Raw genomic sequence first — 17,132 nt, forward strand, 5'->3', positions numbered from 1 at the left:
GTCGGGAATGCGGCTCGGTGCCGCCGGGCCGGGGCTCATCGGTGGATGCCGCATTCGGTCTTGGCGACCCCGGCCCAGCGGCCGGCGCGCGGGTCCTGCCCCTCGGCCACCGGAGAAGTGCACGGGGCGCAGCCGATCGACGGGTAGCCGTTGGACAGCAGCAGGTTCACCGGGACGCTGTGCGTGGTGGCGTGGGAAATCAGCTCGTCGAAGCTCCATCCGGCCAGCGGGTTGACCTTGACCAACCCGTGCGCCGCATCCCAGGTGACCAGCGGGGTGTTGGTGCGGGTGGGGGCCTCCTCGCGGCGGACCCCGGTGAACCAGAGCCGGTAGCCGGACAGCGCCTTGGCCAACGGCTCCATCTTGCGCAGCCGGCAGCACGTACCCGGGTCGCGCTCGTGCAGCTTCGGCCCGAACTCGGCGTCCTGCTCTTCGACGGTGCGCTCCGGGAGCACGTCGACGATCCGCACGTCCAGGGAGGAAGCGACCTCGTTGCGCGTCGCACGGGTCTCGGGGAAGTGGTAGCCGGTCTCCAGGAAGAGCACGTCGACCCCGGGCAGCTGCTCCGCGACGACCGCCGGAAGCACGGCGTCGGCCATCGAGCAGGCGACGGCGACCTCGGCGACCAGGAAGTTGCGTGCCACCCAGGCGATGACGTCGGTGGCGCTTGCGTCGAAGCCCAGCTCCGCGGCACCCGCCTCGGCCAGCGCGCGGTCCGCGGCGATCCGGTCCTGGGTGGCCAAGTCCGCGGCGCTCACAGCACGTCCTCATCCGCGGCGCGGTGCGACCACTGCGCGAAGGACTCGCCCTCGACACTGCCGGCCGAGTAGCTTTCCAGCACCCGTTCGACGTAGTCGGGCAGCTCCTCGGCGGTGACCTTCAGGCCACGCACGGTGCGGCCCAGGCCTGCCTCGCCGCGTTCGGTGGAGGCCAGTCCCCCGCCCAGGTGGACCTGGAAACCGGGGGTCTGCCCGCCGTTGCCATCGGGCAGCAGCTGGCCCTTGAGCCCGATGTCCGCGGTCTGGATGCGGGCGCAGGAGTTCGGGCAGCCGTTGACGTGCAGGCTCAAGCTCGGCGGCAGCCGCACCGCCGACTTCTGCGCGAAGCGGGTCTCGAGCTCGGCGACCGCGGCGATGGTCGTGTCCTTGGTGTCCACGATCGCCAGCTTGCAGAACTCGATGCCGGTGCAGGCGATCGCGGAGCGGCGGAAGATGCTCGGCGCGGTGGCCAGGCCCAGCGCGTCGAGTTCCGCCGCGGCAGCCTTCACCGAGGCGGCCGGGATGTCCAGGGCCAGCAGCTTCTGGTGCGGGGTGGTGCGCAGCCGCTTGGAGCCGTGGCGCTCGAGCAGGTCGGCCAGTTCAAGCAGCAGCGTGCCGGAGAGCCTCCCGGCGTTGGGGGACGCGCCGATGTAGTAGCGTCCGTCCTTCTGCTCGTGGATGCCCACGTGGTCCCCGGGGCTGGTGGGCTTTTCGGGTGCGGGCCCGTCGGGCAGCGCATAGCCCAGGTACTCGGTTTCCAGCACCTCGCGGAAGCGCGCCGGGCCCCAGTCGTTCATCAGGTACTTCAGCCGCGCCTTGTTGCGCAGGCGGCGGTAGCCGTAGTCGCGGAAGATCGAAACCACGCCCAGCCACACCTCGGCGGTGCGCTCCTCGGACACGAACGCGCCCAGGCGCTCGGCCAGCCGCGCGCTGGTGGACAGGCCGCCGCCGACCCACAGGTCGTAGCCGGGCCCGTGCTCGGGGTGGATGACCCCGACGAGGGAAATGTCGTTGATCTCGTGCACCACGTCCTGGGACGGGTGCCCGGTGATCGCGGTCTTGAACTTGCGCGGCAGGTTCGCCAGCTCCGGGTCGCCGATGAAGCGCTCGCGGATTTCCTGGATGGCGGGCGTCGGGTCCAGGATCTCGTCCTTGGCGATCCCCGCGACCGGAGAGCCGAGGATCACCCGGGGCACGTCCCCGCAGGCCTCGGTGGTGTCCAGGCCCACGGCCTCGAGCCGGCGCCAGATCTCCGGCACGTCCACGATGTCGACCCAGTGCAGTTGGATGTTCTGCCGGTCGGTCACGTCCGCGGTGTCGCGGGCGAAGTCGCGGGAAATCTCCCCGATGGTGCGCAGCTGCTCGGTGGAAAGGGTGCCGCCGTCGATGCGCACGCGCATCATGAAGTAGCGGTCCTCGAGCTCGTGCGGCTCCAGGGTGGCGGTGCGCCCTCCGTCGATGCCGGGCTTGCGCTGGGTGTAGAGGCCCCACCAGCGGAAGCGCCCGTGCAGGTCGGTGGGGTCGATGGAGTCGAAGCCGCCCTGGGCGTAGATGGTTTCGATGCGTTCGCGCACGTTCAGCCCGTTGTCGTCCGCCTTGACCGCCTCGTTGGCGTTAAGCGGGGCGGGCCCGTCGATCTTCCACTGTCCGTGCGGCTTGGCCGCCGGGCGGGCCGGGCGGGCTGGCCGGGCGGTGCCGGTGCTTGCCGGGGTGTCGGTTGCCTGTGTCATGGCTACGACATTAGGGCGGGTCGGAGGCGGCCCGCCAGCCGCCGCCGACCCGAAACGTCATGCCGTAACGCGGCGACCTATTCGGTGTCGGAGGGCCCCTTTGCACGGGCCTCGGCGAGTCTTCCGGCGACACATTTCGCAATTGTGACGCCCGGCAGCAGCGCCGCCGTCACATGGTCGGCGCCGGCTCCGGCCAGCCTGTCGTGGAAGAATCCGGGTGCCAGCAGGAAGGCGGCAACGCCCACGCGCTTGGCGCCGGCGGCGCGTGCCGCGGCCACCGCGTCGGGCACCGACGGGGCGGCGGCGGAGCAATAGGCCACCGTGACATCCTGGCCCAGTTCCCCGGCGAGGGCCGCGGCCATCCGGGCCGCCTGCCGCTGTCCGGCCTCGATGCGTGTTCCGGCCGCGGCCAGCACCACCGCGTCCCCGGGCCGGTGTCCGGCCTCGGCCAGCCGCACGGCAAGCACAGCGGCCAGGCGCGGGTCCGGTCCAATGGGTGCGCACACGCCGGTGTTCGGCCGGAGTGCCGCCGCCTCGGCAATGTCCACCGAGGTGTGGAAGCCCTCGGAGAGCAGCAGGGGGGCGACGATGGCTTCCACGCCGGGCGGCAGTGCGGCGAGCACCGAGTCCAGCCGGGGTTCCTGCACATCGACGTAGGCCTCGTGGATGACCGCGTCGATGCCGTCGGCCGCGAGCTGTGCGGCCAGGTCCTCGCGCAACCCGTTCACGAGCAGGCGGCCTTCGGGGTTGTCGGTGCCGTGGGCGCAGGCCACCACGTGCAGCGGCCGTGCCCCGTCTCCGGCGGCCGGGCTCACGCCTGGCCGCGGATCAGCTTGTGGGCAGCGGCCTGCGCGACGGGGCGGACGACGATCTCGTCGAGGTTCACGTGGTGCGGGACGTTGACGGCGTAGGAGATGATGTCTGCAACATCCCCGGCGGTCAGCGGCTTGGCCACCCCGGCGTAGGCCTTTTGGGCCAACTCGCGGTCCCCGCCCATCCGGCGCAGGGCGAATTCCTCGGTGTGCACCAGGCCGGGCAGCACCTCGATGACCCGGATGTTGTGCTCGACTTCCTCCAGGCGCAGGGCCTGGGTGAGCGCGCGCTGGGCGGCCTTCGCGGCGTTGTAGCCGGAACCGCCCTCGTAGCTGACCAGCCCGGCGGTCGAGGTCAGGTTCAGCACCGTGCCTTCGCCGTGGGCGCGGAGCATCGGCAGGAAGGCGCGGGTGATCTTCATGGTGCCCATGACGTTGGCCTGGAGCATGAATTCCCAGTCCTCGTTCTTGGCCTCGGCCAGGTAATCGGCGCCGCGGGCACCGCCGGCGATGTTGATCAGGGTGTCGATGCCGCCGGCGGCCCCAACGGCTGCCAGCAGCGCCGCGACCTGGGCGTCGTCGGTCACGTCGGCGGCGACGGGGATCGCGCCGGTTTCATGGGCGAGCTTCGCCAACCGATCGGCGCGCCGGGCCACGGCGAAGACCTTCCATCCGGCCGCGGCCAGGGTGCGCGCGGTGGCCTCCCCTATTCCGCTGGAGGCTCCGGTGACGACTGCTGCATGCTGGGGGTGTGAATTCGTTGGCGACATGGATAAATCCTATCCAGCGGGGGCACCGGGCCCCAACCACGATGTCGTTTCATGGCTCCGGGGTCTCCCGGGGCGCCCCGGACCGCGGCCTCATGATTCCTGCTGCGCCCCGGCCAGGAAATCGATGAGCACCACCGCGTGGTTGTGCACGGTATCGCGGGCGCCGTAGACCAGTACGACGTCGACTTCCTCGCGGGCGATCTCCAACAGCCGCTCGGCACCCTCCGCGGCGGAACCCACCTCCAGCTCCTGGCGGTAGTGGTCGCTGAACTCGGTGAACCGCTCGGCCTTGTGGCTGAAGGCCACGCGCAGCTGGGGCGAGGGGGCCACATCCTTGGCCCAGTCGTCGATCGCCGCACGTTCCTTGCTCAGTCCCCGCGGCCAAAGCCGGTCCACCAGGATCCTGTAGCCACCGTCGGCAGGTTCGTACGCACGCAATAATCGAAAACTTCCCATGCTTCAATTTTAGGCTTGTTTAGGCACTTCTTCCAGAGGAACGGCGCAGCGACGGTGTCCCCCGCACCCCGGGCGCCGCCCCGCCGGGACCGGGGGCGAAATGCGGGTGATCCACGCCACGCCACGGCATACTTGAAGCACCGCAGCACCCGATGCCCCGAGAGGATTCCCCGCCCATGGACAGCCAGTTCAGCCCGCCCCGTCCGGCCGATGACCCCGGGGCCCGGCCGCGGGCCGATTGGTGGCGCCAGGCGGCCGTCTACCAGATCTACCCGCGCAGTTTCGCCGACGCCACCGGCGACGGCCTGGGCGACTTGCCCGGGGTGACATCACGCATGGGCTACCTCTCCGAGCTGGGCATCGACGCCATCTGGCTCTCGCCGTTCTACCCCTCGGCCCTGGCCGATGGCGGGTACGACGTGGACGACTACCGCAACGTGGACCCTCGTCTGGGAACCCTGGAGGACTTCGATGCCATGGTCGCGGCCGCCCATGCGGCGAACATCAAGGTCATCGCCGACGTGGTGCCCAACCACTCCTCCAACCGCCATGAATGGTTCACCGCCGCCCTTGCCGCAGCCCCCGGCTCCCCCGAACGGGCCCGCTACCATTTCCTCGACGGACTGGGCGAGAACGGCGAACTGCCGCCCTCGGACTGGCCCTCGCACTTTGGCGGGCCGGCCTGGACCCGCATCACCGAATCCACCGGCGAAAACGCCGGGGCGCCGGGCCAGTGGTACCTGCACCTTTTCGCCTCCGAACAGCCGGACTTGAACTGGGACAACCCCGAGGTGCGCGAAGACTTCCACACCACGTTGCGCTTCTGGGCCGACCGCGGCGTGGATGGTTTCCGCGTCGACGTTGCCCATGCGCTGGTCAAGGACATGTCCCTGCCGCTGCGCTCCAAGCCATCGCTGGAGATCACGGTCGACGACGGCACCGACGCGCTCTTTGACCGCGACGAGGTCCACGAGATCTTCGCCGGCTGGCGCAGCGTGCTCAACGAATACGACCCGCCGCGCATCGCCGTGGCCGAGGCCTGGGTGCCGTTTACCCACCGGCGCCTGCTCTACGCCCGTCCCACCGGGCTCGGGCAGGCCTTCAACTTCGACCTTTTGCAGGCGCCCTTCGCGGCCGGGGAGTTCCGCAACATCGTGGCCCGGTGCCTTTCCGAGGCGGAAACCTCGGGGGCATCGTCCACCTGGGTGTTCTCCAACCACGACGTGGTCCGCCACGCCTCGCGCTATTCCCTGCCCGACGGCACCGACGCCGCGGCCCAGGACGCGTGGCTGCTCTCCGGTGGCCGGGAACCTGCCGGCGATCCGGAACGCGGGCTGCGCCGGGCCCGGGCGGCAACGCTGTTCATGCTGGGGCTGCCCGGCTCCGCCTACCTCTACCAGGGCGAGGAACTTGGCCTGTTCGAGGCCGCGGACCTGCCCCTGGAATCGCTGCAGGACCCCACGTGGTTCCGCACCGGAAGGAAGGCCAAGGGCCGCGACGGCTGCCGCGTGCCGCTGCCGTGGAACTCCACCGAGGAGCACCTCGGGTTCGGCGGCTCGCCGTGGCTGCCCCAGCCCGGGTGGTTTGCCACCCACGCCGTCGACACCCAGGACGGCGTGGCGGGTTCCACCCTGGAGTTCTACCGCAGCGCCCTGGCCTGGCGGCGCAAGCTGCAAACCACCGAGGCCCTGCAGTGGGTTTCGGCGCCCGATGCCACGCTCGCGCACTACCGCCGCCCCAACGGCTGGGAGGTGCTGACCAACTTCGGCACTACGCCGGCGGACCTGCCCGCCGGCCTCGATGCGGCACGGATCGTCGTTGCAAGCGGCGGGATCACGCGGGACCCGGCGCACATTCCGGGGGAAACCACCCTCTGGATCGCCCCATAGCGCAAAGCGGCAGGCTCCAGCCGGTTCCCGGACCGCCGCAGTGGGGTGCACGCGGCATCGAACCGTGTGCGCCCCCGCGCCGCCTGTGGCGGGCATCAACGTGGCACGACTGGGGGTAATGCCGCCGGCATGGAAGAATGGAGACCATGGCAGAAGACACCTTGGGCACAGACACGCCCGTCATCGTTTCCGTTCCGGACAAGCCCGTTCTCGAGGGCCTGGAGGAACGCCTTGGCGCCCGCTGGCGCGAACAAGGCACCTACAAATTCAACGCAGAGACCACGCGCGAGCAGGTCTACTCGATCGACACTCCCCCGCCGACGGCCTCGGGCTCGCTGCACGTGGGACACATGTTCTCCTACACGCAGACCGACGTGCTGGCCCGCTACCAGCGCATGCGCGGCAAGAACGTGTTCTACCCGATGGGCTGGGACGACAACGGCCTGCCCACCGAGCGCCGCGTGCAGAACTACTACGGCGTGCGCTGCGACCCGACCCACTCCTACATCGAGGGCTACCGTCCCCCGGCGACCCCGGCGAAGAACCAGCGCGACTGGGACGTCGTGAGCCGCAAGAACTTCATCGAGCTCTGCGAGGAACTCGCGGTCGAGGACGAGAAGGTCTTCGAGCACCTCTTTAGCACCCTGGGCCTGTCCGTCGACTGGGATTTGACCTACCGCACCATCGACGACGTGTCCCGTGCCGTTTCGCAGCGCGGCTTCCTGGCCAACCTGAACGCCGGCGATGCGTACATGGCCGAGGCGCCCACGCTGTGGGACGTCACCTTCCGCACCGCGGTGGCCCAGGCCGAGCTCGAGGACCGGGAAATGCCCGGCGCCTACTACCGCTACCCGTTCACCGCCGAGGACGGCACCGAGGTCTTCATCGAGACCACCCGCCCCGAGCTGCTGGCCGCCTGCGCCGGATTGGTCGCGAACCCCGAGGACGAGCGCTACAAGCCGCTCTTCGGCAAGACCGTCACCTCCCCGCTCTTCGACGTGCCCGTCACCGTCTACCCGCACGCGCTGGCCAAGATCGACAAGGGCTCGGGCATCGCGATGGTGTGCACCTTCGGCGACCTGAACGACGTGACCTGGTGGCGCGAGCTGCAGCTGCCCACCCGCACCATCATCGGCCGCGACGGCCGCGTCATCGCCGAGACCCCGGAGTGGATCACCACCGAGGCGGGGGTCGAGGCCTACGCCGCGATCGCCGGCAAGACGGTGTTCTCCGCCAAGGAGGGCGTCGTTGAGCTGCTGGCGGCCGAAAACCTGCTTGACGGGGAGCCGAAGAAGATCTCCCACCCGGTGAACTTCTTCGAAAAGGGCGACAAGCCCCTGGAGATCATCTCCTCCCGCCAGTGGTACATCCGCAACGGCGGGCGCGACGAGGCACGCCGGACACGCCTGATCGAGCGCGGCAAGCAGATCGAGTTCCACCCCGCGTTCATGCGCTCGCGCTACGAGAACTGGATCTCGGGGCTGAACGGCGACTGGCTGGTTTCCCGCCAGCGCTTCTTCGGCGTCCCGGTTCCCGTCTGGTACCCGCTGGATGCATCCGGCGAGCCCGACTACGAGCACCCGATCCTGCCCTCCGATGCGATGCTGCCTGTCGATCCGGCCGCGGACACCGCCCCGGGCTATGAGGAATCGGCGCGCAACACCCCCGGCGGCTTCATCGGGGATGCAGACGTGCTCGATACCTGGGCCACCAGCTCGATGACCCCGCAGATCGTGGGCCGCTGGAGCCGGGACGAGGACTTCTTCGCCAAGGTCTTCCCGTTCGACCTGCGCCCGCAGGGCCACGACATCATCCGCACCTGGCTCTTCTCCTCCGCCGTGCGCGCCGATGCGCTGCACGAGGTGGCCCCGTGGAAGCACGCTGCGATCTCCGGATGGATCCTTGATCCGGACCGCAAGAAGATGTCCAAGTCCAAGGGCAACGTGGTGGTTCCCACCGACGTGCTCAACGACTACGGCTCCGATGCCGTGCGCTACTGGGCGGCCAGCGCCAAGCTGGGTTCCGACACCGCGTACGAGATCAACCAGATGAAGATCGGCCGCCGCCTGGCGATCAAGATCCTCAACGCCTCGAAGTTCGTGCTGAACCTTGGCGCGACCGAAGCCAACGTCATCTCCGGCGACGCCTCGGTGGTCACCAACGGTCTGGACAAGTCCGTGCTGGCCCGCCTGTCCCAGGTCATCGACGACGCCACCCGCGCCTTCGATGCCTATGACTACGCCCGTGCGCTGGACATCACCGAGTCGTTCTTCTGGTCGTTCACCGACGACTACGTCGAGCTGATCAAGGACCGCGCCTACGGTGCCCGCGGCGAGGCCGAGCAGGCCTCGGTGCTGACCACCCTGGCCACCACGCTGGATGCGGTGCTGCGCCTGTTCGCTCCGTTCCTGCCGTTCGCCACCGAAGAGGTCTGGGGCTGGTGGCGTGCCGGTTCGGTGCACACCGCGCAGTGGCCCGGGTCTTCCCACCTGGCCGGTGCCATCGAGGGCGCCAACACCGCGGTGCTCCCGGTCGTCGGCGAGGCGCTTTCGGGCATCCGCAAGGCCAAGTCCGAGGCCAAGGTCAAGCAGCGCACCGAGGTGCTATCCGGGGTGGTCTCCGCTCCGGAAGCCACCTTGGAGCTGCTGCGTGCCGGGCTGGGCGACCTGCTGGCCGCCGGCAACGCGCACGACGTGACGCTGGTGGCCGCCGAAGGCGACCTGGTCGTCAGCGACGTGGTGCTTGCCCCGGCCGAGGACGCCGTCCAGGCCTAGCAAGCGTCCGTTGCCCCCGAGGCAACACACAACGAGGGCGCCGTTCCCTTCCCCGCGGGGAGTGGATCAGCGCCCTCGTCGTATCATCCGTCGAAGCAATCCTTCCCCTGCGTTCGGTCACGCCACCTGGTGGCGGACAGAGGGGAAGCCCCTTCGGCTGACAAAACTACTGTCGGAGGGGCTTCGACTCGGTGTTGGTTCTCGTACAGCGTTGACTTTGAGAACCGGACAAAATCCTCGTTGCGCGGGTCTTGCTGCATCGCTGCTACAGCCGGGCTAGAAGAGATTCCAATAGTCCGTCACCACGAATTCGGTTTTTGTTCGGCATCATTCCGGTAGTGATGCGTATCTCATTTATACGCGTCGGCCCTCAAACGGGCAAGGGGCCCGGGAAAACTCTGTGGTTTTCCCGGGCCCCCGGTGTGGAATGTTGGCGCTTTAGGCCATTGACACGTTTTTGCCGCCGGCAGCTTCGAGATCAAACTGCGGGCTCTCGGTCCTGGACCGCTTGATCTCGAAGAAGTACGGGAACGAGGCCAGGGTGACCGCTGCGTCAAAGAGCTTGCCGGCCTCTTCGCCCATGGGGATCCGGGTGATGACCGGCCCGAAGAACGCAGTGCCGTTCAGTGCGATGACGGGGGTGCCGACGTCTTGGCCGACGCGGGAAATCCCGTCGTTGTGGCTGGCCTTCAATGCCTCGTCGAAGTCGGTGCCGGTGGCGGCTTCGGCAAGCTCGGGCTCAAGGCCCACGGCTGCCAGGGCCTTGGCGACGACGTCGGGAAGGTTCTTGTTCTGCTCGAGGTGCAGCTGCTCGCCCATTGCGGTGTACAGGTCTGCAAGCACTCCTTCGCCGTGCTTCGCGGCCGCGGCAATCAGCACGCGGACCGGACCCCAGTTCAGGGCGTTCTTCGCGCGCTGTTCCTCGCTCTGTCCTTCGCGGCCGTGGTTCAGCACCCCGAGGGACATGACATGCCATGCGACCTCGATGTCCCGGACCTTTTCCACCTCGAGCACCCAGCGGGAAGTGACCCAGGCAAACGGGCAGATCGGATCGAACCAAAAATCAACGTGTGTCTTCTCTGACAATTTACTGCTCCTTCAATCGATTTCCATCGCCCCGGCGAACGGGCGGCAACGCAGGGAAGCGTTGCCGCCTGCGCGACGGGACAGTTCTCAGGCGGACTTCTTGCCGCGCTTGTCGGCGACCTGCGCGGAGATCAAGGTGGGTTCGGCCCCGTTGAGCACCACGTCGGACGTGATGACGACCTCGGCGACATCGTCGCGGCTCGGCATCTCGAACATGGTGGAACTGAGGGTCTCCTCCAGGATGGCGCGCAGTCCGCGGGCACCGGTGCCCCGGGCCAGGGCCTTGTCGGCGATGGCTTCAAGCGCACCTTGCTCGAAGGACAATTCCACAGAATCCATGCGGAACATCTTCTGGTACTGCTTGATCAGCGCGTTCTTTGGCTCGGACAGGATCTTGATCAGCGCCTCGCGGTCAAGCTTTTCCACGGTGCTGATCACCGGCAAGCGGCCGATGAACTCGGGGATCAACCCGAACTTCAGCAGGTCCTCCGGACGCACATCCGAGTAGGAGGCCTCCTCGGACTTCAGTGCCGAGAGCGGGGCGCCGAATCCGATGCCCTTTCGTCCGGCGCGGGAGGAAATGATCTCCTCGAGACCGGCGAAGGCGCCGGCAACAATGAACAGCACATTGGTGGTGTCCAGCTGTATGAATTCCTGGTGCGGGTGCTTGCGTCCGCCCTGCGGCGGCACCGCGGCGACCGTGCCCTCAAGGATCTTCAGCAGGGCCTGCTGCACGCCCTCACCCGAGACGTCCCGGGTGATCGAGGGGTTTTCGCTCTTGCGGGAGATCTTGTCGATCTCGTCGATGTAGATGATGCCCTGCTCGGCCTTCTTGACGTCGTAGTCGGCGGCTTGGATGAGCTTGAGCAGGATGTTCTCGACATCTTCGCCCACGTAGCCGGCCTCGGTGAGCGCGGTGGCATCTGCGACGGCGAAGGGGACGTTCAGGCGGCGGGCCAGCGTCTGGGCCAGGTAGGTCTTGCCGCAGCCGGTGGGGCCGATCAGCAGGATGTTGGACTTGGCGACCTCGACCTCGTCGAGGGAGTTCGCGTCGGAAAGCGTCGAGACGGACTTTGCCGCGGCTCCGCCCTGGATGCGCTTGTAGTGGTTGTAGACCGCCACCGCGAGCGAGCGCTTGGCGCCCTCCTGCCCGATGACGTATTCCTGCAGCGAGTCGAAGATTTCCTTCGGCTTGGGCAGTTCGAAGGCAACGCCCTCTTCGACCTCGGCAAGCTCTTCCTCGATGATCTCGTTGCAGAGCTCGATGCATTCGGTGCAGATGTAGACGCCGTGTCCGGCAATCAGTTTGCGAACCTGCTTCTGGCTCTTGCCGCAGAAGGAACACTTGAGCAGATCAGACCCTTCACCCATGCGTGCCATCGTGTTGGTCCCCTATCTGGTACCGGTAAGACCGGCCCGAGAGACCGGAAGTGCTTAACTGTCTTAACTCTATGACAGAGCGCCGTCAGAATGGGCAAACGGGCGGCCCGTGGTGCGCATATTTCGCGCCGCGACGCGGGCCGCCCGTTCGTCATGTCCCGTATTTAGCGGGTGATGGTGCTCTGCGGCTTGATCTTGCGCGGGGACAGGACCTCGTCGATCAGGCCGTATTCCTTGGCCTCGGCCGCGGTCATGTACAGGTCGCGCTCGATGTCGTTGCCGACCTCTTCAGCGGTTTTGTTGCTGTGCCCGGCCAGGGTGTTTTCCAGCCAGGCGCGCATGCGCATGACCTCTTCGGCCTGGATCTGCAGGTCCGAGGCGGTGCCGCGTTCGCCGCCGCCCATGGCCGGCTGGTGGATCAGCACGCGGGCGTTGGGAAGCGCCAGGCGCTTGCCCGGGGTGCCCCCGGCCAACAGCACCGCAGCGGCGCTGGCCGCCTGGCCCAGGCACACGGTCTGGACTTCGGGGCGAATGAACTGCATGGTGTCGTAGATCGCGGTCATCGCGGTGAAGGAGCCACCGGGCGAGTTGATGTACAAGGTAATGTCGCGTTCCGGGTCCATCGACTCGAGGACCAGCAGCTGCGCCATGACATCGTCGGCCGATGCGTCGTCCACCTGTGTGCCAAGGAAGATGATGCGGTCTTCGAAGAGCTTCGCGTACGGGTCCTGGCGCTTGAACCCGTACGGGGTGCGCTCTTCGAACTGCGGAAGGATGTAGCGTGCCGAGGGCGTTTCGCCGGAGGTGGCATGCGGGGTGAAATTCATCGTTTCTCCTGGGAAATCAGTTAGGTCTGCCGGGTTCCGTCGCGTTACTTTGCGACCCCGCCGCCACCGGAGACGATGCCGGAGGACTGGGCGATGTGGTCAAAGAAGCCGTACTCGAGGCCTTCAGCGGCGGTGAACCACTTGTCGCGCTCGTTGTCCTTGAGGATGGTTTCAACGGTCTGGCCGGTCTGCTGCGCGGTCAGCTCGCTCATGACCTTCTTCATGTGAAGGATCAGTTCGGCCTGGATGCGGATGTCCGAGGCGGTGCCGCCGATGCCGCCGGAAGGCTGGTGCATCAGGATGCGGGCGTTCGGGGTTGCATAGCGCTTGCCCGGGGTGCCGGAGGACAGCAGGAACTGGCCCATGGAAGCGGCCAGGCCGGTGGCGACAGTGACGACATCGTTGGGGATGTACTTCATGGTGTCGTAGATGGCCATGCCGGCGGTGATCGATCCACCCGGGGAGTTGATGTACAGCCAGATGTCCTTGTCCGAGTCCTCGGCCGAGAGCAGGAGCAGCTGGGAGCAGATGGCGTTTGCATTCGCATCGCTCACCTCGGTGCCCAGCCAAATGATGCGCTCCTTGAGGAGCCGGTTGTAGATGTAGTCCTCACGCTGGGCCGGATCTACCGAAGCCATTGTGGGAGTGCGGGAGTCACTGGACATGTTCTGATACCTCTCCGTGATGCCGTGGCCCGATGTTCTGTCCGTCGGGCCGCTGGCTCTTTACTTCCTTGAACATTACTGCCTTGGCCAGCGACTTTGGCAGTGCAGGGGCAACTGTTCGCTGTCGGCGCATGGTCGCCGACGCGGGCATCGCCGTAGGCTTAAAAGAGGGGTTAAAACACGCGTGGAGCCACCCTTTACGGGTGGCTCCACGCGTGGAAGTCAATGCCGCACGAAGCGGCGCCGGACTACTTGGCCGATGCTGCCGAAGCCGACGAGGCCGAGGAAGCGGACGATGCGGAGGAGGCCGACGATGCGGACTCGCCCTCTTCTTCACCCTCGGCACTGACGAACGAGGACAGGTCCACGACGTTGCCGTTGGTGTCGGTGACGACAGCAAGCTCCAGGACCTTGGCAAGTGCCTTGCGGCGGCGGACTTCGCCAACCAGCATCGGGACCTGGCCGGCACCGTCGAGCATCTGCGCGAACTGGTTCGGGTCCATGCCGTACTGGCCGGCGGTCTGGACGATGTAGTCGATCAGTTCGGACTGGGCAACGCCAATCTTCTCTGCCTCGGCCACGGCGTCGAGCACGATCTCGTTCTTGAAGGCCTTGGCGGTGTTCTCGCTGACCTCTGCGCGGTGCTCTTCGGTGTCGTGCTCTTCACCTTCGGTGTGCGAGCCCTGCTCGAAGTGCTGCTCAACCTGCTCGGCGATGACCGATTCCGGAACCGGAACCTCGACGAGCTCCATGAGCTTGTCCAGGACCAGGTCGCGGGCGGCAACGCCCTGCTCCATGACCTTGGACTCGGCTGCGTCCTTCGCGAGGGATTCGCGCAGCTCGTCCATGGTGTCGAATTCGGAGGCCAGCTGGGCAAAGTCGTCGTTGGCCTCGGGAAGCTCGCGCTCCTTGACGGCGGTGACGGTGACCTTGACCTGTGCGGCGGCACCTGCGTGCTCGCCGCCGGCCAGCTTGGTCTCGAAGGTGGCGTCTTCGCCTGCGGACAAGCCGGTGACTGCCTCGTCCATGCCCTCGAGCATGGTGCCGGTGCCAACCTGGTAGGACAGGCCGGTGGCCGAGTCAACCTCTTCACCGTCGACCGAAGCGGTCAGGTCAAGGGTGATGAAGTCCTGGTCGGCTGCCGGGCGCTCGATGGCCTTGAGCGTGCCGAAGCGGCCGCGCAGGTCATCCAATGCCTTCTCGATGTCGGCTTCGCCGGCTTCGGTGGCGTCTACGGTGACTTCGAGTCCCTTGTACTCCGGCAGTTCGATGCTGGGGCGGATGTCGATCTCGACCTGGAAGGCCAGCTGGCCTTCGCCCTGGGTCTCGGCCGACGGGGTCTCGGTGATTTCCACCTCGGGGCGCGAGAGCGGAACGATGTCGTTCTCGGTCACGGCGGCCTGGTAGTAGGTGTTCATGCCTTCGTTGATGGCAGTCTCCAGGACGTAGCCACGGCCGACGCGCTGATCAATCAAGCGGGACGGGACCTTTCCGGCACGGAAGCCGGGAACCTGGATCTGCTTGGCGATGGTCTTGTAGGCCTCAGCAATACGCGGCTTCAATTCCTCATAGGGAACTTCAACAGTGAGCTTGACCCGGGTGGGGGTGAGGGTTTCGACGGCGCTCTTCACAGCGGTGTACTCCTGGTGTGTTGTTTGGTCTGACTGGACTTCAACCCCGCAACGGTATCCGTTGCGGGGTTGAAGGTACAGAGTCGGGGTGACAGGATTCGAACCTGCGACCTCACGCTCCCAAAGCGCGCGCTCTAGCCAAGCTGAGCTACACCCCGATTAGTGCAGAAACAGTCTATGCAGAATAAACAGGTTTCTACTAATCGGCCGTCAACCAGAAGTTTGGAATTCGTCGACGGCGCGGATCAACCATACAAGCATTCCCGGGAAAACAAAATTCAGTCCCTCGTCAGAGCAAAACCCGCGGATTCCTGCGGTATTTTGGTGGTTTGGACACACCCGAAGAGCGCCGGCCGCGACTTTTCCCCGCCCCGCGACCCCAAAAGGGAGGCACGTCACATGCGGCGGGCAAGGCGGACTCGAGCGGGGAGACGAAAAGAGCGATTTGATTCCGGCGGGAATCAAATCGCTCTCAATATGGAGGGGATGACGGGAATCGAACCCGCGTAATCAGTTTGGAAGACTGAGGCTTTACCATTAAGCTACATCCCCGCATTTGCTTCACCTTGTCGGTGGCAACGGATAAAACCTTAGCACCACAAATCAGCACCGCGCAAATCCATGCCTCCAAACGACTCGATCCTTGTCATCACGGAAGTTCCAGTGGCCCGCGCGCTTGTGGATCATGCCAAGGCAGGTGCCGCTTCCGGCAGCGCCGCAGCGCTTCCACCGCACATCCCCGCGGGGTTTGGCCTGTTGCCTGGCGTCGCGGAGCAATGCGGCACTGTGCCTGCGGGAGGCTATGCCATCGGGATCCGGAGCATTGCAGCCCCGTTTGGGTCGGACGGTCCGGGAGCGGCGGACGGGAGCAGCTACGTTCCGCCAGGGCGGGCGCCGGCACGCCGCTGGCAGCCGGGGCACCAGTAGAGCTTGCGTCCGGCCACCTCGCTCAGGGATATCGCGGAGGTGCACAAACGGCAGGTGCGGCCCTGGCGCTGGTAGGTGTAGTAGGCGTTCTCCGGCCAGAGGGGGCCCGGCCCGCGGTGCTCGGGGCGGGTGGTGATGATCTTCCCGTCGCGCACCCCGTCGGACATGATGGAGACGATGTCGTCCCACAGCAACCCGGCCTTGCGCGCCGAAATGTCGCAGCCGGGCGTGAACGGGTCAAGGCGCGTGCGAAAGAGCGTTTCCGCGCGGTAGATGTTGCCAACCCCTGCCAAGACCGCTTGGTCCATCAGCGCGGTGCCGACCGGCGTCTTCTTGCCGGCCAGGCGCGAGACGAATTCCTTGCGCGCAGCGCGTGCGGCCCGCAGGTGCTCGACGGCGGTGCCTCGCCCCTTGGCCAGTTCGAACTCCCCGGCTGCGGCCGTCAGCGGGTCCGGTCCGAGCTTGGCGCGCACGCTGCTGGCCTCCCGGGGAGTGAGCACCTCGCAGGCGCTGGGCCCGCGCAGGTCCGCCCACCCGTGGGCGGAGACCAGCCGGGCGCGGACCTGGCCAACGGGTTCGGGAGGGCCCTGGTAGGGGCCGGATTCCGCGTCGGGGCCCTGCTCGGTCTCCCCCACCTTGCGCGGGGCGCCGATGGAGGAGGCCCCGGTGAAGTGCTCGTCTCCCCCGAAGCGCCAGGCCCCGTAGAGACCCAGGTGCACGCGCAGCACCAGGTCGTTCTCGAATCCCAGGAACAGCTGCTTGCCGTGGGCGTGCGAGGTGGCCAGCCTGGCCCCGTCGATCAGCCTGGCTGCGGGCGCGAAGCGGCCCTGCGGGGAGGAAACGGCCAGGACCTGCCCGCCAAAGACGTCGTCGAATTGGCGGGCAAGGCGGTGTACGGAGTGGCCTTCGGGCATGGTGCTGGCGGCCCCGGCTAGGCCACGACCTCCCCGGTGGTCTCGTAGGTGGCGATCTTGCCGATGCGGCGGATGTGGCGTTCGACGTTGGAGAACGGCTCGGCCAGGAACGCCTCGATGATTTCGGTGGCTTCTTCCAGCGAATGCTGGCGGCCGCCCACGGCCACGACGTTGGCGTCGTTGTGCTCGCGGGCCAGGCGTGCGGTGTCCAGGTTCCAGGCCAGCGCGGCGCGGATGCCGGCAACCTTGTTCGCGGCGATCTGCTCGCCGTTGCCCGATCCGCCCAGCACGATGCCCAGCGAGTCCAGTCCGGCGGCGCGGTCGGCGACCACGGCCAGGGCTGCGTTGATGCAGAACGAGGGGTAGTCGTCCTCGGCGTCGTAGGCGGTGGGCCCGTGGTCAACCATCTCGAAGCCCTTGGCGGTGAGGTGGGTGATCAGGTGGGCGCTGAGCTCGAGGCCTGCGTGGTCGGTGGCAATGTGAACGCGCATGTGATGTGTCCTTAGGCGGTGG

14 protein-coding genes and 2 tRNA genes are annotated in these 17,132 nt (G+C 67.1%); 2 read left to right on the top strand and 14 right to left on the bottom strand.

The genetic code is table 11. The features are described from left to right. Nucleotides 1-35 precede the first annotated feature (35 nt). From JOF46_RS14730 to JOF46_RS14750, 5 genes are all read right to left on the bottom strand, one after another. Nucleotides 36-758, bottom strand: coding sequence for a phosphoadenylyl-sulfate reductase (locus tag JOF46_RS14730; protein WP_209908266.1), 723 nt, complete (start codon nt 756-758; stop codon nt 36-38). Next, nucleotides 755-2,488: a nitrite/sulfite reductase gene (locus JOF46_RS14735; protein WP_209908268.1), complete on the bottom strand. Its 1,734-nt coding sequence runs from the start codon at nt 2,486-2,488 to the stop codon at nt 755-757. Before JOF46_RS14735 ends, JOF46_RS14730 begins: the two co-directional genes overlap by 4 nt. 77 nt (nt 2,489-2,565) lie before the next feature. After that, nucleotides 2,566-3,303: a sirohydrochlorin chelatase gene (locus tag JOF46_RS14740; RefSeq protein ID WP_342592461.1), complete on the bottom strand. Its 738-nt coding sequence runs from the start codon at nt 3,301-3,303 to the stop codon at nt 2,566-2,568. Beyond that, nucleotides 3,300-4,070 (bottom strand): SDR family oxidoreductase, encoded by a 771-nt coding sequence (locus tag JOF46_RS14745; protein WP_209908270.1) that lies wholly within the window; start codon nt 4,068-4,070, stop codon nt 3,300-3,302. Before JOF46_RS14745 ends, JOF46_RS14740 begins: the two co-directional genes overlap by 4 nt. 90 nt (nt 4,071-4,160) lie before the next feature. Next, entirely contained in the window at nt 4,161-4,526 is a 366-nt protein-coding gene (locus tag JOF46_RS14750; RefSeq protein ID WP_209908272.1) for a DUF488 domain-containing protein, read from the bottom strand. A gap of 176 nt (nt 4,527-4,702) precedes the next feature. Between JOF46_RS14750 and JOF46_RS14755 the strand changes: the two genes are divergently transcribed. Both JOF46_RS14755 and valS read left to right on the top strand, forming a co-directional pair. Next, the gene (locus JOF46_RS14755; protein WP_209908274.1) at nt 4,703-6,415 is read left to right on the top strand and encodes a glycoside hydrolase family 13 protein; all 1,713 of its coding nucleotides are present in this window, start codon (nt 4,703-4,705) and stop codon (nt 6,413-6,415) included. A gap of 146 nt (nt 6,416-6,561) precedes the next feature. Continuing rightward, nucleotides 6,562-9,189 carry a valine--tRNA ligase gene (gene valS, locus JOF46_RS14760; protein WP_209908276.1) on the top strand — a complete coding sequence of 876 codons (2,628 nt, stop codon included), beginning with the start codon at nt 6,562-6,564 and terminating at the stop codon, nt 9,187-9,189. A 438-nt stretch (nt 9,190-9,627) separates the two neighbouring features. On the opposite strand, the gene JOF46_RS14765 is transcribed toward valS, so the two are convergent. The 9 genes from JOF46_RS14765 to JOF46_RS14805 all read right to left on the bottom strand — a co-directional run bounded on the left by JOF46_RS14765 (nt 9,628) and on the right by JOF46_RS14805 (nt 17,110). Further along, nucleotides 9,628-10,275 carry a mycothiol-dependent nitroreductase Rv2466c family protein gene (locus JOF46_RS14765; RefSeq protein ID WP_209908278.1) on the bottom strand — a complete coding sequence of 216 codons (648 nt, stop codon included), beginning with the start codon at nt 10,273-10,275 and terminating at the stop codon, nt 9,628-9,630. Nucleotides 10,276-10,362: 87 nt separating this feature from the next. Further along, on the bottom strand, nt 10,363-11,655 hold the full coding sequence (gene clpX / locus JOF46_RS14770) for an ATP-dependent Clp protease ATP-binding subunit ClpX (RefSeq protein ID WP_209908280.1): 1,293 nt from the start codon (nt 11,653-11,655) through the stop codon (nt 10,363-10,365). A gap of 164 nt (nt 11,656-11,819) precedes the next feature. Then, a complete protein-coding gene (locus JOF46_RS14775; RefSeq protein ID WP_209908281.1) occupies nt 11,820-12,482 on the bottom strand; it encodes an ATP-dependent Clp protease proteolytic subunit in 663 nt (220 codons plus the stop codon). Nucleotides 12,483-12,526: 44 nt separating this feature from the next. Continuing rightward, nucleotides 12,527-13,120 carry an ATP-dependent Clp protease proteolytic subunit gene (locus tag JOF46_RS14780; protein ID WP_209908284.1) on the bottom strand — a complete coding sequence of 198 codons (594 nt, stop codon included), beginning with the start codon at nt 13,118-13,120 and terminating at the stop codon, nt 12,527-12,529. 275 nt (nt 13,121-13,395) lie between these two features. After that, the gene (gene tig / locus JOF46_RS14785; RefSeq protein ID WP_209908286.1) at nt 13,396-14,778 is read right to left on the bottom strand and encodes a trigger factor; all 1,383 of its coding nucleotides are present in this window, start codon (nt 14,776-14,778) and stop codon (nt 13,396-13,398) included. 83 nt (nt 14,779-14,861) lie between these two features. Next, nucleotides 14,862-14,936 (bottom strand) — tRNA-Pro (locus tag JOF46_RS14790). Nucleotides 14,937-15,256: 320 nt separating this feature from the next. Next, a tRNA-Gly gene (locus tag JOF46_RS14795) sits at nt 15,257-15,330 on the bottom strand. Nucleotides 15,331-15,650: 320 nt separating this feature from the next. Continuing rightward, a complete protein-coding gene (locus JOF46_RS14800) occupies nt 15,651-16,619 on the bottom strand; it encodes an Fpg/Nei family DNA glycosylase (protein ID WP_209908288.1) in 969 nt (322 codons plus the stop codon). Nucleotides 16,620-16,636: 17 nt separating this feature from the next. Then, nucleotides 16,637-17,110 carry a ribose-5-phosphate isomerase gene (locus tag JOF46_RS14805; RefSeq protein ID WP_209908290.1) on the bottom strand — a complete coding sequence of 158 codons (474 nt, stop codon included), beginning with the start codon at nt 17,108-17,110 and terminating at the stop codon, nt 16,637-16,639. Nucleotides 17,111-17,132: the final 22 nt, after the last annotated feature.

Origin of the sequence: Paeniglutamicibacter psychrophenolicus (genome assembly GCF_017876575.1) — a bacterium.
Classification (GTDB): domain Bacteria; phylum Actinomycetota; class Actinomycetes; order Actinomycetales; family Micrococcaceae; genus Paeniglutamicibacter; species Paeniglutamicibacter psychrophenolicus.

Coding starts and splice junctions, on each gene's coding strand:
- JOF46_RS14735 (WP_209908268.1), bottom strand. CDS start 2,488: ATGACACAGGCAACCGACACCCCGGCAAGCACCGGCACCGCCCGGCCA.
- JOF46_RS14745 (WP_209908270.1), bottom strand. CDS start 4,070: ATGTCGCCAACGAATTCACACCCCCAGCATGCAGCAGTCGTCACCGGA.
- JOF46_RS14750 (WP_209908272.1), bottom strand. CDS start 4,526: ATGGGAAGTTTTCGATTATTGCGTGCGTACGAACCTGCCGACGGTGGC.
- JOF46_RS14755 (WP_209908274.1), top strand. CDS start 4,703: ATGGACAGCCAGTTCAGCCCGCCCCGTCCGGCCGATGACCCCGGGGCC.
- valS (WP_209908276.1), top strand. CDS start 6,562: ATGGCAGAAGACACCTTGGGCACAGACACGCCCGTCATCGTTTCCGTT.
- clpX (WP_209908280.1), bottom strand. CDS start 11,655: ATGGCACGCATGGGTGAAGGGTCTGATCTGCTCAAGTGTTCCTTCTGC.
- JOF46_RS14775 (WP_209908281.1), bottom strand. CDS start 12,482: ATGAATTTCACCCCGCATGCCACCTCCGGCGAAACGCCCTCGGCACGC.
- JOF46_RS14780 (WP_209908284.1), bottom strand. CDS start 13,120: ATGGCTTCGGTAGATCCGGCCCAGCGTGAGGACTACATCTACAACCGG.
- JOF46_RS14800 (WP_209908288.1), bottom strand. CDS start 16,619: ATGCCCGAAGGCCACTCCGTACACCGCCTTGCCCGCCAATTCGACGAC.
- JOF46_RS14805 (WP_209908290.1), bottom strand. CDS start 17,110: ATGCGCGTTCACATTGCCACCGACCACGCAGGCCTCGAGCTCAGCGCC.